Annotated in this window: 9 protein-coding genes and 1 pseudogene; 9 read left to right on the forward strand and 1 reads right to left on the reverse strand. The window is 36.4% G+C overall.

What is annotated here, in order from left to right; all coding sequences use genetic code 11:
- Window position 1: 1 nt before the first annotated feature.
- Entirely contained in the window at window positions 2-2254 is a 2253-nt protein-coding gene (locus BIW12_RS04610; protein WP_071184024.1) for a fasciclin domain-containing protein, read from the reverse strand.
- A gap of 583 nt (window positions 2255-2837) precedes the next feature.
- On the opposite strand from BIW12_RS04610, the gene BIW12_RS04615 reads away from it, so the two are divergent.
- The 9 genes and pseudogenes from BIW12_RS04615 to BIW12_RS04655 all read left to right on the forward strand — a co-directional run bounded on the left by BIW12_RS04615 (window position 2838) and on the right by BIW12_RS04655 (window position 17454).
- Window positions 2838-3836, forward strand: coding sequence for a GntR family transcriptional regulator (locus tag BIW12_RS04615; protein ID WP_071184025.1), 999 nt, complete (start codon window positions 2838-2840; stop codon window positions 3834-3836).
- 3 nt (window positions 3837-3839) lie between these two features.
- A complete protein-coding gene (locus BIW12_RS04620) occupies window positions 3840-5321 on the forward strand; it encodes a xylulokinase (protein WP_071184026.1) in 1482 nt (493 codons plus the stop codon).
- 15 nt (window positions 5322-5336) lie between these two features.
- Window positions 5337-6662, forward strand: coding sequence for a xylose isomerase (xylA, locus tag BIW12_RS04625; RefSeq protein WP_071184027.1), 1326 nt, complete (start codon window positions 5337-5339; stop codon window positions 6660-6662).
- 377 nt (window positions 6663-7039) lie between these two features.
- The gene (locus BIW12_RS04630; protein ID WP_083382163.1) at window positions 7040-8155 is read left to right on the forward strand and encodes a PKD domain-containing protein; all 1116 of its coding nucleotides are present in this window, start codon (window positions 7040-7042) and stop codon (window positions 8153-8155) included.
- A 386-nt stretch (window positions 8156-8541) separates the two neighbouring features.
- A pseudogene (locus tag BIW12_RS04635) lies at window positions 8542-9444 on the forward strand (glycoside hydrolase family 88/105 protein); the annotation flags it as partial.
- A 136-nt stretch (window positions 9445-9580) separates the two neighbouring features.
- On the forward strand, window positions 9581-10951 hold the full coding sequence (locus tag BIW12_RS04640) for a sulfatase-like hydrolase/transferase (RefSeq protein ID WP_071184028.1): 1371 nt from the start codon (window positions 9581-9583) through the stop codon (window positions 10949-10951).
- 324 nt (window positions 10952-11275) lie between these two features.
- On the forward strand, window positions 11276-12742 hold the full coding sequence (locus BIW12_RS04645; protein ID WP_071184029.1) for a glycoside hydrolase family 28 protein: 1467 nt from the start codon (window positions 11276-11278) through the stop codon (window positions 12740-12742).
- A 10-nt stretch (window positions 12743-12752) separates the two neighbouring features.
- Complete coding sequence (locus BIW12_RS04650; RefSeq protein ID WP_071186136.1) at window positions 12753-16379, forward strand: DUF4450 domain-containing protein; 3627 nt, start codon at window positions 12753-12755, stop codon at window positions 16377-16379.
- Between the two features lies 1 nt (window position 16380).
- Window positions 16381-17454, forward strand: coding sequence for a glycoside hydrolase family protein (locus BIW12_RS04655; protein ID WP_071184030.1), 1074 nt, complete (start codon window positions 16381-16383; stop codon window positions 17452-17454).
- The last annotated feature ends 5 nt before the right edge of the window (window positions 17455-17459 follow it).

A 17459-nucleotide genomic window follows, 5' to 3' on the forward strand; every position in this document is an offset into this window, starting at 1 on the left:
ATTACTGAATTTTAGGAAGTGTAAGATAGTTGTCTATTAAATGAATCAAAGACCTGTCTGCCAAGTTGTTACTTGAAGCTTTAATATAATTTGCAGCTGGATTATTACCTCCAATTGAACTATCTGTCGTTGCATCTTTAAAGGATAAAGTCCTTGGCGAATTTGTACTCTCAACTCTTACGTATGTTTTCTCACCAAAACTATCTTTTCTAAGGGTTTCAAATAGACCTGTTACCAAGCCATCATCAGAAGCTGTAGCATTAACTAAAATATGATAACTAATAAAATCAGCTACTTTATCTTTATCACCTTGTAAACTTGGATTATCTGAAGCTGGCAAAACTCCAGCCAATTTAGCCCTAGCAATCGCTGCATTATCAGGAACTAAAAAAGTATAAGAAGTTCCTAGACTAACCCCTTGAATAGCACCTGTAGTTGCGTTATAAAGAGTGGAATTTTTAAGATAATTAAAAAATGATGAAAATTGAGATCCTGGTATTTCGGCCAATTCTTTAATCTCTAAACCTTGAGGTCTATCAGTAAATCCAAGTAAATTATCTATATAATAAGTTACTCCATTTTGTTGAACATCTCCATCTCCTACTATATTAACAACAGTACCCGCAACTTCATTACCTGCAGCATACAATTTGCCATGATCCCATTTAATATACTCTCCAGGGAAATCCAAATCTCCGGTACGTATAATTCCAGAAGAAGTAAATATATCATCTAATTCTCCATTTGGAGTAGCAACTATACTATTGTAAAGTATTCGATACAAACGTGAACTTGCTGCTCCTCCTGAAACGCTTAACCCTGTTGTTGGAGAGGTGTAAACCCATTGAGAACTATTAATATCATAATTGTAACCTAAAGAACGAAGCAAAGTATCAGAAGGCAAAAACAAAACAAATTTATTTCTGATATTACTAATCATTTGTTTGATTTCTGTACTATTATACAATCTTGTGGCAAGTGTAAAAGCAGGATCTAAGTATGCTGATGTATAAACACTATAAAATAAATTCGATTTCTGTACTACATTTGAGCCATAAAAGAAACCATTACTTAATATTTTTTTATCAATGATATTTGTATTAAAATCAAATCGTAAATCTTCTCCTAAACCGTTGTCATAGCTTGCAGCTTTTGATGGCCATACAGCATTTTTAACCATGTGAGCATTAAAAAAATCTTGGAAAACATACAGAGGAAGATTATCCATTGTAAAATGTTTTAAAAGAATATCTCTTACAAAAGGCTCCATAGCAGCATTATCTGGGGCAATCATTGTAAAAGCATCACTTTGACCATCATTATCTGCCTCTTTAAGATAGTTCTCACTATTTGGTGAAAATGATAATCCGGAATTATAAAACTTAATAAAAACATTATCTGATTTTCCAGTAAAATTTTTGTAACTGGTAGTTACTGTTTCATTAAAAACATAGGTAACCAAATGTTCCTCAAGCATTTTATAAAATTTACTGTATTTGCTATTTACTCCTTTAGCATTATCTTCTTCTAAATATTTCCCTATGCTTAATGGAGGTAAACTAACCTTATCTACTTCATGAATAATACCATTCTCAGCAATTATATCAGCTTGTTGAACACCTCCATCAAATAAATTAAAACCTGTATATTCTTTATCAGGATAGAAATAATTAAAATCAAAAGAACTCAAGGTTTTAGCCGTAAAATATTCATCGGTAAAATAAGTAACATACTTATTATTGTTATCAGCAAAGGCATAACCTCCATTACGATTGGCATCAACTACAACCATTGGAGTGCCGTTTACTATTTTATTTTGATAACCATCATAATAGGCTGTTCTTCTTCTAAAGGCATTATCCTTAACCCAACCTTGCGCACTTTGGTAATCAGAAAGCTGATCTTCTCTAAAGGCATTATAAACAAGTGCATATCTAACAATCTTAGATGCTGTTGCCTCATCTATTTGACTTACACTTGAGATTCCATTCTCCTGAAAATAAGCTGTAAAAGCCGCGTCGTTAGGCGCAAACATTGTCCAATATCCTGACTTACTCAAGATGTCCTTGTAGCCTGCTTTTTCAATTAAGGCTGTGAAATTTTTATAATTACCTAGCTCTTCCAATCTCTGGTAAATGGGGTCTTCAAGATAATCTGGACGTGCATAGTATTCATCAAATACGTCTCGACTACAACTGGCAAACAATGCCAGAAGAGGTAGGATTAATAAATAATAGTTAATTTTTCTCTTCATTATTGGTTAGCTTATAAAGTGGTGAATAAATTAATTGTGTTTTTTTTAACTGTTTTTTTGTTAGTATTTAACTTTTCAAATTTATAGGTTCAACTTATTACATCTATCCTGCTGTATCCTGTTTTTTATATATATTTAAAAAAACTCATTATTAAATATACATATCGCATTCTATTTACTAATATTTTAGCAATAGAAAAACCATTGTATTTATTGGTCTTCAACATCTATTTTCCCTGTTCTTGAAATGTAAAAAACACATGTATATTAAATTAACATAAATTTTACATTTAAAAACAATAACAAACTCTGTATCCAAATTTTAAAACTTACTCTCTTAGCTAACCTAAATCAAAAAAAATTGTTAAAAAAGCACTTCAAACCTCAAAAAACAGCAACAAATACAAAATCAACAACTTACATCATAAATAAAAGAGTTTTATAAAGATACAAAAAACAACAAACAACTGAATAACAAATAATTATACTCAAAAACCAACAGAGAATTTAAAAATAAATCTCAATCCCTTTAAAATTTAAAAAATAAATCTATATTTGCATACCGGAACAGAACAGTATAGTTATGGAAAAGAAATTTACTTTCAAAATCAATCACGATAGCGATATTCCTAAATATCAGCAATTAGTCAATTCCATTAACAATGCTATTGCGGAAAACATTTTAGGCAAAGGAGAACAACTGCCTTCTGTTAATAGTATCTGTCAAAAAAACCAATTATCAAGAGATACTGTTTTTAAAGCCTATTCTATTTTAAAGGAGCAAAAACTAATTGACTCCGTTCCTAACAAAGGTTACTTTGTAGCCGGAGAAACCAGAAAAGTACTTTTAGTCCTGGACACCTTCAAAGCTTATAAAGAAGTACTGTACCATTCTTTCGTTGACAATCTGGCTGAAAATATTATTGTAGATGTACAATTTCATCATTATAATATTGACAATTTCAAAAACATCATCAATAATAGCATCGGCAAATACTATAAATATGTAGTAATGAATTTTGATGATAAAGAAGTTGCTTCAACTTTGACATCAATTTCAAACGAAAAGTTATTATTGATTGACTGGAATATCCATTCGAAATCTAAAAACAATTTTGTATTTCAGGATTTTGGTAAAGCTTTTTATGATGCCCTAAAACAAGGAGAAAATTTATTTAAGAAATACGAACAAGTCATTTTCATCTATCCTCCTTTTACCTATCACCCAAAAGAGACTTTGGAATATTTTAAAAAGTTTTGTTCTGATTTTAATCTAAAACACAAAATCATCTACAAACTCAACGATTTCTACCTTCAAAAAAACACTGCCTACATTAGTGTAAGCGATCGAATTCTGGGAATGTTTTTAGAACAATGCCGGGAGAAAAATTTTGAACCCGGAAAAGACATTGGCTTTTTATCCTATAATGAAACCCCAATGAAAAAATTCATCTACAAAGGCATTTCGGTCGTTACAACTGATTTTAACCAATTAGGAATAAAAGCAGCAGAGTTTGTGTCCAAAGATGAACCCATGAAAATTTACATACCAACTAATTTAATAAAAAGAGAATCATTATAAATTATGTATTATATAGGATACGATATAGGAAGCTCCTCAGTCAAGGTAGCCTTGGTTGAAGCAGCTACAGGAAAAAAAATTATAGCACTGCATGAACCAGCCGATGAAATGGCAATTACAGCCTACCATAAAGACTGGGCCGAACAAGACCCTGAAATGTGGTGGGAATATTGTTGCATTGCAAGCAAAAGAGCCATCAAAGAAGCCAATATTGACGCTTCAAAAATAACCGGCGTTGGTATTTCTTATCAAATGCACGGATTAGTCGTAGTTGACAAAGAAGGGAAATCATTGCGAAATTCTATCATTTGGTGCGATAGCCGTGCGGTAGAAATTGGAGACAAAGCATTCGAAGATTTAGGAGAAGAGCAATGTGCTACTCACCTACTGAATTCACCGGGAAATTTCACAGCATCCAAATTAACCTGGGTAAAAGAAAACGAACCTGAAATTTACGACAAGATTTACAAATACATGTTGCCTGGTGATTTTATAGCTTACAAATTGACTGGAGAAATAAATACTACCAAAAACGGTCTTTCCGAAGGAATGCTTTGGGATTACAAAGAAAATGAAGTCGCCGATTGGCTACTGAGATATTATGGAATTGATTCATCACTAACCCCAACAATTGTTGACAATTTCACAAACCAAAGTTTCCTGAACGAAAAAGGAGCTAAAGAATCTGGACTTCCTGTTGGCATTCCTGTAGTGTATCGTGCGGGTGACCAACCCAACAATGCCTTATCATTAAATATTTTAAAACCAGGTGAAGTTGCTGCAACAGGCGGAACATCAGGTGTTATATATGCTGTAACTGATCAGTTAAAATCAAAAGAGACTTCCAGAATCAACAGCTTTGTTCATGTTAATTATGCCAACGAAAAACCTACGGTAGGTAAATTATTGTGTATTAATGGCGCTGGAATTCAGTACCGCTGGTTACGCAATCATTGCGGAATGGATTCTTATGAAAACATGAATGTAAAAGCCGAAGAGGTTTCGGTAGGTTCTGACGGCGTGGTTGTGATTCCTTTTGGAAACGGAGCTGAAAGAATGTTTAACAATAAAAACATTGGTAGTCATTTCTTGAATCTAAACCTCAACAAACATGGACACGGGCATTTGTACCGTGCCACTCTGGAAGGAATTGCCTTTGCTTTTGTGTATGGAATGGAAATCATGAAAGCTGATAATGCACAAATAAATGTGATTCGAGCAGGAAATGACAACTTGTTTCGCTCCGAAATTTTTTCGAATACCGTTGCCACATTAATTGGTCACGAAATAGAAATTTACAACACTACAGGAGCTGTTGGAGCTGCAAGAGCAGTCGGTTTAATTGATGGTGATTATGAGACTTTTGGTGATAATATTATCAAAAACGACCACGTAATGACATTTATGCCTTTACAAAATAGCACACCTTATTTAATCGCATATCAAAATTGGAAAAAAGAACTAGAACTTATTATAAACAAATAAACTAAAAACAAAAAAATGGCAATAATAGGAAGTAAAGAATACTTTAAGGGTATTGGCGAAATCAAATTTGAAGGAAAAGAATCTGACAATCCGTTAGCATTCAAATATTACAATCCAGACCAGATTGTAGCAGGAAAAACAATGCGTGAGCACTTTAAATTTTCAATTGCTTACTGGCACACCTTCTGCGGACAAGGTTCAGATCCATTTGGACCTGGAACACAAAACTTTGCCTGGGATCAATCAAACGACCCAATCCAAGCTGCAAAAGACAAAGCCGATGCTGCTTTTGAATTCATTAGCAAAATGGGATTTGATTATTTCTGTTTTCACGATTACGATTTAGTTCAGGAAGGAGCAACATTTGCAGAATCAGAAAGCAGATTAGCTACTATCACTGAATACCTAAAACAAAAGAAAGCCGAATCAGGAATTAAATTACTTTGGGGAACAGCAAACTGTTTTTCAAATGCACGTTATATGAATGGCGCTGCTACAAATCCTGATTTTAATGTAGTAGCCAGAGCAGGTGGACAGGTAAAATTAGCCTTAGATGCGACTATTGCTTTAGATGGCGAAAACTATGTTTTCTGGGGTGGACGTGAAGGCTATATGTCTTTATTAAATACTGATATGGGACGTGAACTAGACCACATGGGACAATTTTTAGTAAAAGCCAGAGATTATGCACGTGCACAAGGATTCAAAGGAAACTTCTTTATTGAGCCAAAACCAATGGAACCAATGAAACATCAATATGATTTTGATTCGGCTACAGCAATTGGTTTCTTGAACAAATACGGTCTACAAGATGATTTCAAAATTAACATTGAAGTTAACCATGCAACATTAGCACAACACACTTTCCAACACGAAATTGAAGTAGCTGCCAATGCTGGAATGCTTGGAAGTTTAGATGCTAACCGTGGGGATTACCAAAACGGATGGGATACAGACCAATTCCCTAACAACATTCAGGAAACTACTGAAGCAATGTTAGTTTTCTTAAAAGCAGGTGGATTACAAGGTGGTGGAGTTAATTTTGATGCTAAAATCAGAAGAAATTCAACAGATATGGAAGATGTATTCTTAGCTCACATTGGTGGTGCTGATACTTTTGCAAGAGCCTTATTAACTGCTGATAAAATCATTTCTTCTTCTCCTTATGACAAATTAAGAACCGAAAGATACAGCTCTTTTGATTCCGGAAAAGGTAAAGATTTCGAAAATGGAAAATTAGGATTAGAGGATTTGTATAAAATTGCTTTAGAAAACGGTGAATTGGATTTAAAAAGCGGAAAACAAGAACTTTTCGAAAACATCATCAACCAATACATCTAAAAAAGAGTCTTTTTTTAATAAAAAAAGTTCCCCATTTAAAACAGCCAACAGCACACTTTTTAGTACAGTTGGCTGTTTTTTTTTATCACCAACCGACTTATCCTTTAAAAAACAGGACAGTACAGGACTCTAATATCAAATTTAAACTCTAATATTGATGTATTAATAAGAACAAAATTAATTCGGTTTATTTTTTTTGTTTTATAAAAAAGTAGTACCTGTTTTTCACAATACCAGAGCAATTCAATCCATTATGGATAACCATAATTTAGTTTTTAGTTTAGTTTCAGAGTGAGTTTTTAGTTTTGAGCCCTAACTTTTGTTGGGGCTTTTTTAACTTAGCAAATTCTGAACCAAAAACCTTAAAGAAATATCCAATGCTTTTTAGAATCAAATCCTTTTTCAATTTTAAAATAAAAGCAAAACACGGCTTTTTTTTAGCATTACTGCTGCTATTCATTGGCATCCAAACCAATGCTCAGGACAATAAAAGTTTTCAGGTTTTTCAATTTCCTGCCAATAAAATACCAACAATTGATGGAAATAGCGAAGATTGGCAAATTGTCCCTAAAAACTACGTGGTAGGAATGGATCAATTATGGGACGACAGCGGAAAACAACCCAAATCCGACCCAAAAAACCTGGACGTTAGCGTAAAAGTAGGTTGGGTAAAAGGACTCAATCGTTTGTATTTTCTTTATGAAGCTTATGATGATTATTGGGATTTTTCGCTTCCGGGATTACATAACGATACTTTCGAACTCATAGTCGATGCGGATCAATCTGGCGGACCGTTTATTGATCGTTTTCATCCCAATCCAACTCTGACAAACACCATGGACGCCTATTTTTCCTATCATGGAGTTCATGCGCAAAACTATCATATTTTCACTCCTGCCGTAGAAAAGGACTGGACTATGGTTTGGGGCAGTCAGCCTTGGATTAAAAATCTGCCTTATGCAAATACCTCATATCATTATGATTTTAAACCGGGACAAGGCGGAAAATTAATCCTGGAATTCTGGATAACTCCTTTTGATTATGCAGGAAATGATCCTTCAAGAGCGGTGGAATCCATATTGACAGAAAACAAAAACATAGGTCTTTGCTGGGCAATTATCGATTATGACGATGTCAATAAAACAGAAAATAACGGCTTTTGGAATCTTTCAAAAGAGCACAAAATGTATGGAAATGCTTCCTACAGTCTGCCTTTTAAACTAATGCCTTTGGAAAAACAATTCAAAAAAGATATCGAAGCCAAATGGTCTTTTAAAGTTGTCAATATAAACAAAAGAGAAGTCGCTTTCGTTGATGAATCGGAAGGCGAAATCCAATCCTGGAATTGGGATTTTGGAGACAAAACGACCTCAACTGAACAAAATCCAATTCATCAATATAAAGAAGCCGGCAAATATGTTGTAATTTTAAAAATTCAAGGGCCAAAAGGGACTTCCCAATTGTCAAAAGTCTGGGATGTGGCCGTAAAATGATAGCTATTAAAAATCTAACTAACCACCAAAATTTTAGTAAAATGAGAACCAAAGCATTCACCACTGGAATTAAAATAGGCGTTGCGGCAGCAATAATGGCAATTCCAACGCTTGCAAATGCGCAGCAACCCGCTAACGATGTTACAGCACCGTTACATCTTTTACAACCGGATTATCCAACTCCTTATGGAGCAAAAACTACGCAGGAAATCAAAGCGACTATAGATAAAATATACGCTTTTTTAGAAAAAACAACTCCTGCCAGCCTGATAGACAGCAAAACAAAACAGGAAGTAACTGACCTGAAAAAACTGAATGAAAACACGATATTTGCTCCCGGAACTTTTAGATTGACCAGCTACGAATGGGGAGTAACTTATGCCGGAATGTTATTAGCTACAGAAGCTACAGGTGATACAAAATATGCCAATTATACTAACAAACGATTAAAATTAATAGCAGACATTTCTCCTTATTACAAAAAAGAGTTAGCTAAAAACAGTAAATTCCCTTCTCCAGTTCACGGCTTTTTAATGCCACATGCCTTGGATGATGGCGGTGCTGTTACTGCCTCGATGATTAAAGCACAAAGAGCTGGCTTAAAAACTAATTTGAGACCATTAATTGACCATTTCATGGACTATATCAGCAGCAAAGAATTTCGTTTAACTGACGGAACACTGGCCAGAAACAGACCTCAGCCTAATACTTTATGGCTGGACGATTTATTTATGGCTGTCCCTGCTTTGGCACAAATGGGTAAATTAACAGGCGATGTTAAATATTATGATGATGCCGTTAAACAAGTAAAGCAATTCTCAGAACGAATGTTTAACAGCCAGAAAAACTTATACATGCACGGCTGGGTGCAATCAATGGAAGAACATCCACAATTTCATTGGGCTCGTGCCAATGGTTGGGCGGTGATGACTATGGTGGAATTATTAGAAGTTTTACCAAAAGACCATCCGGGATACAATATGGTTTTAAATCAGTTAAGAGCACATATCAAAGGTTTGGTTGCTTATCAGGATGGAACCGGTTTCTGGCATCAATTGATTGACCGCAATGACACTTACTTAGAAACATCGGCAACTGCCATTTATGCTTATTCAATCACCCGCGCTATCAACAGAGGTTATATTGACAAGGCAGCTTATGCTCCTGCGGCTTTATTAGCCTGGAATGCCGTTGCTACAAAAGTAAACGACAAAGGAGAAGTGGAAGGAACTTGCGTAGGAACCGGAATGGGATTTGACCCTGCTTTTTACTACTACCGCCCAATTAATGTTTTTGCAGCTCATGGTTATGGACCTGTAATTTTAGCGGGGTCAGAAATTATTTTGATGCTTAAAAACAACGAATTCGAAATCAACGATAGCTCTTTACAATTAAAAACTCGTAAATAAATTTAAAATACAATTTATGAACAGACTCGTCATCAGCAGTATAACAACATTATTTTTATGGGGTTCAACTTTTGGTCAGGCAACTGAAAAGAAAGCCGTTCCTCCTGTTACACCTAATTTTGTAGTTATTGTTGCTGATGATGCAGGCTGGAATGATGTGGGCTATAATGGTTCGGAAATTCACACCCCGAATATTGATTGGCTTGCTAAAAATGGCTCGCAACTCAACCGCTTGTACGCTGCCCCTACCTGCTCGCCATCCAGAGCCAGCTTTTTTACAGGAAGACCTTCCAGTCGTATGGGAATTGTAGCGCCTATAAGCGACAAAAGTAATCTGAGTTTACCAAGTGATGTTACCACCTTACCGCAAGCCTTACACCAACAAAACTATCAAACAGCTTTGTTTGGCAAATGGCATTTGGGCTTAAATCCGTCCAGTGGTCCTAAAGTCTATGGATTTGATTATTCCTATGGTTTTTTACATGGGCAAATTGACCAATACAGTCACGAATACAAAAACGGAGATCCAAGTTGGCACAGAAACGGTCAGTTTATTACCGAAAAAGGACACGTTACTGATTTGGTCGAAAACGAAGCCATAACTTGGCTTAAAACCAAAAGAGATCCTTCTAAAAATTTCTACATTCAGCTGAGTTATAGCGCTCCGCACTTTCCTTTACAGGAAGAAGACAAATGGAAAAAGCCTTATTTAAAAACCATTAAAAACAACTCCCGAAGAGATTATGCCGCTGCCATGTCGCATTTAGATTACAGCATCGGCCAGATATTAAAAACTTTAAAACAACAGCATTTAGACAAAAATACCGTTGTTATTTTCATGAGCGACAATGGCGCTATGGACAAATGGATTCCGGGAAACCAATACCAGGGAAGACATACAGCAAATGACGTTTTGGGAAGCAACTATCCGCTGAGAGACTGGAAAACGACAAATTATGAAGGAGCCGTAAGAGTGCCGGCAATTATCTATTGGAAAAACAAAATTAACAGCTCTTTAAATCAAAATTACATCTCGGTAACCGATTTAATGCCTACTATTCTATCATTGACCGGAGCCAAATCGCTGCCTAAAACAGTCGAAGGAAAAAACATTTGGAACTCCATTGTCACTAATGATTCTATCCCAAATCAATCCATATACATTCGTGGTCATTTACAGGAAAGTATTACTGAAAAACCTTGGAAATTAATTCGAACCAGACATAAAAATGCCCCGACTGTTTTTGAACTTTTCAACATCGAAAAAGATCCTGAAGAGAAAAAAAATCTGGTGCTAACACATTCTAATGTGACGAATAAACTAACAAAAGATTTAGAAGTTCAATTTGCAAAAGATTCTAAAGAAGTAAATTCAGGCGGAGAATAAATTAATATGACAATCCGTTACTTGTACCTATTTTGAAAATGGTACACGGATGACAAGGATTTAAACTAATAAAAACAGATTTTTCTATAATAATCAGCGAAAATCTGTCTAATCTGTGTCATCCGTGTGCCATTATTCAATTGTTAGTCCGCTTAGCGGACAGTCAAATAAACTTAAACGGCTATAACTTGTCCGAAAATCAAAACTAAATTATCCAAAACTATCCCGTTTTTATCAATTTATCGAATTTCGGTTTAAAATCAGGCAAGTACAGGATACTTTTTTGATATAAAATAAGGATTTTCGAAGATAAAATCAATTGTAATGAAACAATACCACATCATTTTAAGTTCCTTATTCTTTTTGCTTTTTTCGTGCAAACAAACTGCACAAGTGAGCAGTAGTTCTGCAAATTTTGAACCTGAGTGGATTAACAAAGTAGGCGCTAAAGAAAACACTTTTAAATCTAAAATTTATTATGCAAACGATTTTGGAGCAATAAATGATGGCAAAACACTTTCGACTAAAAACATCCAAAAAGCCATAGACGAATGCAGTAAAAATGGTGGTGGTACACTTACTTTCAAACCCGGAAATTACTTAAGCGGTTCTTTATTCATCAAAGAAGGAGTGCGTTTTAATGTCCCGAAAGGAGCAACTATTTTAGGCAGCGAAAACATTTCCGATTACCCGGAAATCGATACCCGTGTGGCCGGAATCGAAATGAAATGGCCAGCAGCTTTAATTAATGTTTTAGACCAAAAAAATGTAACTCTGGATGGCGAAGGAACTATCGATGGGCAAGGAAAAGTGTATTGGGATTATTATTGGAATTTGCGCAAGGAATACGAAGCCAAAGATTTGCGATGGATTGTAGATTATGATGCCAAACGTCCGAGAACAATCTTAATCACGAATTCCAAAAATGTATTTCTTAAAGATTTAAACATCCAAAGAGCAGGATTTTGGACGGTTCAGGTATTGTATTCGGAATACATTACCGTTGATGGCATCAAAATAAGAAACAACATCGACGGACATGGTCCAAGTACCGATGGAGTGGATATTGATTCATCGAGATGGATTCTGGTTCAAAACTGTGACATCGACTGCAACGATGATAATTTCTGCCTAAAAGCAGGGCGTGACTGGGATGGATTAAGAGTCAACCGCCCTACCGAATATGTAGTCGTACGCAATTGCATTGCCCGTCAGGGTGCCGGTTTATTCACTTTAGGCAGCGAAACTTCGGGAAGTATACGTCATGTATACGCTTCTAACATCCAGGGATACGGCACTAAAAACGGACTCAACATAAAATCGGCCACTAACCGAGGCGGAACTGTAGAAGACATTTACATGGAAAATATAAAAATGGAAAGTGTCGGTACTTTTATCACCGTTTCGATGAATTGGAATCCTGCTTACAGCTATTCCAAACTTCCTGCCGGTTATACCGAAGAAACTTTGCCTCCACATTGGAAAAAAATGTTGACCAAGGTAGAACCTGAATCCAGAGGAATTCCTATTTTCAGAAATATTTATTTAAAAAACATCGATATCAAAGGTGCTAAAAAAGCCATTTCGGTAGCGGGATTAAAGGAATCCATTGTTGAAAACGTAAACCTGAAAAACGTACACATTACAGCCGAAACTGCGGGAAACATTGCCTATAGCAGCAATTGGATTTTAGACAATGTAACTATAAATGCTTTAGACCATTCGACCCTGAAAATTGAAAATTCAAAGAATGTAGATTTTTCAAATGCAGCTAACAATACTAAAAAGTAATCGATTGATAATGAAATCTAAAATCGCTATTTCCCTCCTACTTCTTTCTTTTTCTCTTCCAAATTTGACCGCTCAAAGTCAAAATTTATGGCATGGAGAAAAACGAAAAATCCATTACACACCTGAAGGCCGGAGTTTTGTTTTAAAAAACGGAACCCGAAAATTCAATCGTGCCTTATACGGAACCAACACCGCTTTTAGGGTCGAAGCAGGTGATTTACCAGAATTTGCGATGTACATGCCTGGAATGGGCGGTAATTTCAAACTGGGATTAATCAACGGAAAAAACAGCAAATGGCTTACCGAAGCCGATAAAATAAATACAAAATACACTCCCGGAACGGTTGAATACGAAATAAAAGATGCCTTACTTGCTAATGCAACTTTAACCATTCAAATTGTAGCTCTGGCGGACAGCGATGGTTTTATTCTAAAAATTATTGGGAATAATGTACCCAAAAACACTTCGCTTATTTGGGCTTATGGTGGTGCCAGTGGAAAAAAATTCTCCCGAAATGGAGACATCGGTGGCGATCCGGAATCGGTGTTTTATTTACAACCCGAATATTGCATCAACAATAAATACCAAATCAACAAAAACAATTTTAGTGTTTCCTATGGTTCTGCAAGCAGTAAAAAAGCAACTGAAAACACTCAAGTAATCAGCGCTGTTTTTCCGGATTCGAATACCCATTTGTCTAGTGCCAATTTCTTAAAAACACCTTTAGAAAACTATACTTCAAAAGCAGACTCTGTTCCAATGATTATTGGACAATTGAATCAATTTGCTAAAGACGGAAATTATTGGTTATTCGAAAACACAGCAAAAATTGAAAACACAACTCAATATGCTATAGCCGAAAAATTCAAAAAAGCCCTTGCTCAAAGCGAACTTCTGGCTAACCGAATCAAAGTAAACACACCCGATCCTTACATCAATACTTTTGGGGGTGCATTGGCGATGGCTGCCGATGCCATTTGGGAAAACCCGGCCTATTTACACGGAGCTGTTGCCTGGAGAATGTACTTAAACGCCTGGCGTGGCGCCTATGTTGCCGACCCTTTGGGCTGGCATGACAGAGCCAAAACGCATTTTGAAAGCTATGGAAATTCTCAAGTTATTGAGCCAGAATCAGGTCCGGTTGTTCCTGACACTACCAGAAATTATGCCCGTCAACTGGAGAAAATGGGCACTTCAATGTTCAGTAGCGGTTACATCAGCCGCAATCCGAACAACAACAAAGTAGCGCATCATTATGATATGAATTTGGTTTTTATTGACCAATTAATCCGCCATTTTAAATGGACTGGCGATGTGGATTTCCTAAAAAAAATGTGGCCTGTTATCAAGAGGCATTTGGCCTGGGAAAAAAGAAATTATGATGTAGATGGTGATGGATTGTATGATGCTTATGCCGCTATCTGGGCGAGCGACGGATTAGGCTACAGCGGAGGAGGTGTAACCTATACTTCGGCATACAATTATTATGCGAATAAAATGGCTGCCGAATTAGCACAAATTGTGGGCGAAGACGGAAGTTCTTATGCAAAAGAAGCTGCACACATTCATCAGGCCATTCAGCAAAAATTATGGAAAAATAATAAAGGTACTTTTGCGGAATACAAAGACCTTTTAGGAAATCAATTGACGCATGATACGCCAGGAATCTGGACGGTCTATCATGCTTTAGATAGCGAAATTGCGAATCCTTTTCAGGCGTACCAGGCTTTAAAATATATTGACAATGAAATTCCTCGTATTCCTGTTGCTGCCGAAGGTTTAGAGAGAGACAATCTGGAATTAATTTCCACCACAAACTGGCAACCCTACACCTGGTCTGTCAACAATGTAGCTCTTGCCGAAGTTTTACACACAGCATTGGCGTATTGGCAAGGTGGACAATCGGAAAAAGCATACCAGCTTTGGGAAAGTGGCTTAATCGAAAGTATGTATCTGGGAGCTTCTCCGGGTGGATTTGAACAATTGTTGTTTCAGGATGCGATTCGTGGCGAATTGTATCGCGATTTTGCCGACCCGGTAGGAATGGCAGGACGAACATTAGTCGAAGGACTTTTCGGAATTCAACCTGATGCGCTTAAAAACACTTTAACCATTCAGCCGGGCTTACCTAAATCCTGGGATCATGCTTCGCTTGAAATTCCTGATGTAGCTTTTGCTTTCGAAAGAACAAAAAATACCGATATTTATCAAATTACGCCTCATTTTTCAACAAAAATGAACTTGAAATTAGTAGTCAATGCCACGCATGAAAGCATCAGTAAACTGACTGTAAATGGAAAAGAAGTACAATGGAAAATGATTGAGGGAACTATTGGAAGTCCAAAAATAAGTATAGAAAACCCTTATGCCGATGCGTACAAAATCGAAATTGTATGGAGTAACGAAACCTTAGAACAACCAACGGTGGTTTCCTCTATTTGCGAAGGCGAAAAAATTCGTATTGCAACAAACAAAGCGACTATTCTGGAAATAAAAGATACCCAAAACGCATTGGCAAAAACTGTTTTAAGCAATAATGAAATCAATGCGGTGGCGAATGGTATCGGTAACAAATCATTCTTTGTTAAATTAAAACAAAAAGAAATGATTTGGTGGCAGGCGATTGATCTCAAAATCACTCCTAAATTTGAAATTGTTTCGAATTCGCTAAAAGGGGAAAATGCGATTGTAACTATCAAAAACAACTTGTCTAAAACAGTAAACGGTTTCCTTATTTCAAATCAAAAAACAGAGAAAACGAAGTTTAGTTTACAAGCCAATTCAGAAAACAGCATCGAAATTCCTTTAAACCAATTTGTTTCAGGAACGAATCAAATTGAAATGAATTTTGAAGCCGGAACTCAAACAAAATTGATTTTTACGAATTGGGATATTAACAGTAATCCTAAAACAAAATGGGAAACTGTAAAACTGGACGAGCTTTTTAATGATAAAATCACGAATATTTTTGAAAACAAATACCTAAGCCCAAGGTCGCAATCACCAAGCCTTCAGCTTCCAACACAGGGAATTGGGAACTGGTGTTATCCTTTGATAAAACCTGAAATAAATGATTCAGGATTAAGAGCCAAAGCCGGAACAAATAACCAAATTATCAGTCCGGAAGGGATACCGTTTGCCACTTCTTCCACTGCCGATAAAAATATTGCCTTTGTTTCACAATGGGATAATTTCCCTGAATCACTAGCGATTCCCCTTTCAGGAAAAGCATCTCATGCTTACCTGATGATGGCCGGAACGACTAATCCGATGCAAAGCCGTTTTACCAATGGCGAAATAATTGTAACTTACAGCGATGGAAGCAGCGAAAAACTGGAATTGAAAAATCCTGAAAACTGGTGGCCTATAGAACAGGATTATTATACCGATGGATATGCTTTTACCACCGATGCGCAAAAACCGCCAAGGGTATACTTAAAAACAGGAACGATTACTAGAGATTTTAAAGATTTTAAATCGATAAAAGGCTTTAGTGATTTTGGTATCGAAGGCGGAGCCGGAACAATTATTGATATACCGTTGGACAAAAACAAAAATCTAAAAAACATAGCAATTAAAGCCGTTGCCAATGATGTGATTATTGGTATTATGAGTTTAACATTAAACAAGAAATAAGATGAATAGAAAAGAATTTATAGGTACCACATTTCTGGCTTCGTTAGCTACGATGCTTCCTATGCGTGCCCATGAATTTTTAACTGCAAATACCCAGCCTGAACTTTCCGACTTTGAAAAAAGCCTAAGTCCGGTAGGTCGTGCTTTAGAATTTGAAGATTTTTATGTTTGGTGCAACAGTCCTATTGAAGGACCGGATGGAAAAATCCATGTGTTTTTTTCCCGTTGGCCAAAAGCCAAAGGTATGGGCGGATGGATTTCCAGTTCTGAAATTGCCCATGCTGTTGCCGACAAACCCGAAGGTCCTTACGAATATGTGAGTACTGTGCTTTCGCCAAGAGGTACCGGTTATTGGGATGCGACCACCTGCCACAACCCGAGTATCCATTTTGTTGATGGAAAATATGCCTTATTCTTTTTAGGAAATTCTAACGGAAAAATGGATACCAAACGCATTGGTCTGGCTACAGCCGATTCACTTTACGGACCCTGGACAAGACCCGATGAGCCATTATTGCTTCCGGGAAAAGAAGGAGAATGGGACGATTTATTGACCACTAACCCATCCTTTATAAAACATCCCAATGGTGAATATTGGTTGTACTACAAATCACTGGATACCGAAGGATACGTTCATCCAAAATTTGAAATTAAAGGCAACAGAAAATATGGTTTGGCTATAGCCAAATCATTGGAAGAACCTTACACCAAATACGAAGGAAATCCGGTTGTTGATTTTCACAATATGGGAAACAACCAACAATGTGAAGATGCTTATGTTTGGTACGAAGACAAGAAATTCAAAATGCTCGCCAGAGACATGGGCGTTTACGGAATTGACAAAGGATTATACATGGAATCCAAAGATGGCAAGCATTGGTCAAAACCATTAATTGGCTATCAGGAATTAAGTAAATATATTACACAACCACCGGCTCCAAAACATTTAAACCGTTACGGTCGGGTTGAAAGACCACAACTATTATTTCAAAATGGCAAACCCACTTATTTATTTACTGCCTCACAAGGTGGGAAATATGAAACTGCTTCGGCTTTTATTTTTAAAATCAACTAAATTAT

This window comes from Flavobacterium commune (genome assembly GCF_001857965.1).
In the GTDB taxonomy this organism is placed as follows: domain Bacteria; phylum Bacteroidota; class Bacteroidia; order Flavobacteriales; family Flavobacteriaceae; genus Flavobacterium; species Flavobacterium commune.

What these genes read in the sequence shown, in the direction of transcription:
- BIW12_RS04650 (WP_071186136.1), top strand. Translation starts at nt 12,753, where the DNA reads ATGAAATCTAAAATCGCTATTTCCCTCCTACTTCTTTCTTTTTCTCTT.
- BIW12_RS04615 (WP_071184025.1), top strand. Translation starts at nt 2,838, where the DNA reads ATGGAAAAGAAATTTACTTTCAAAATCAATCACGATAGCGATATTCCT.
- BIW12_RS04655 (WP_071184030.1), top strand. Translation starts at nt 16,381, where the DNA reads ATGAATAGAAAAGAATTTATAGGTACCACATTTCTGGCTTCGTTAGCT.
- BIW12_RS04640 (WP_071184028.1), top strand. Translation starts at nt 9,581, where the DNA reads ATGAACAGACTCGTCATCAGCAGTATAACAACATTATTTTTATGGGGT.
- xylA (WP_071184027.1), top strand. Translation starts at nt 5,337, where the DNA reads ATGGCAATAATAGGAAGTAAAGAATACTTTAAGGGTATTGGCGAAATC.
- BIW12_RS04620 (WP_071184026.1), top strand. Translation starts at nt 3,840, where the DNA reads ATGTATTATATAGGATACGATATAGGAAGCTCCTCAGTCAAGGTAGCC.
- BIW12_RS04630 (WP_083382163.1), top strand. Translation starts at nt 7,040, where the DNA reads ATGCTTTTTAGAATCAAATCCTTTTTCAATTTTAAAATAAAAGCAAAA.
- BIW12_RS04645 (WP_071184029.1), top strand. Translation starts at nt 11,276, where the DNA reads ATGAAACAATACCACATCATTTTAAGTTCCTTATTCTTTTTGCTTTTT.
- BIW12_RS04610 (WP_071184024.1), bottom strand. Translation starts at nt 2,254, where the DNA reads ATGAAGAGAAAAATTAACTATTATTTATTAATCCTACCTCTTCTGGCA.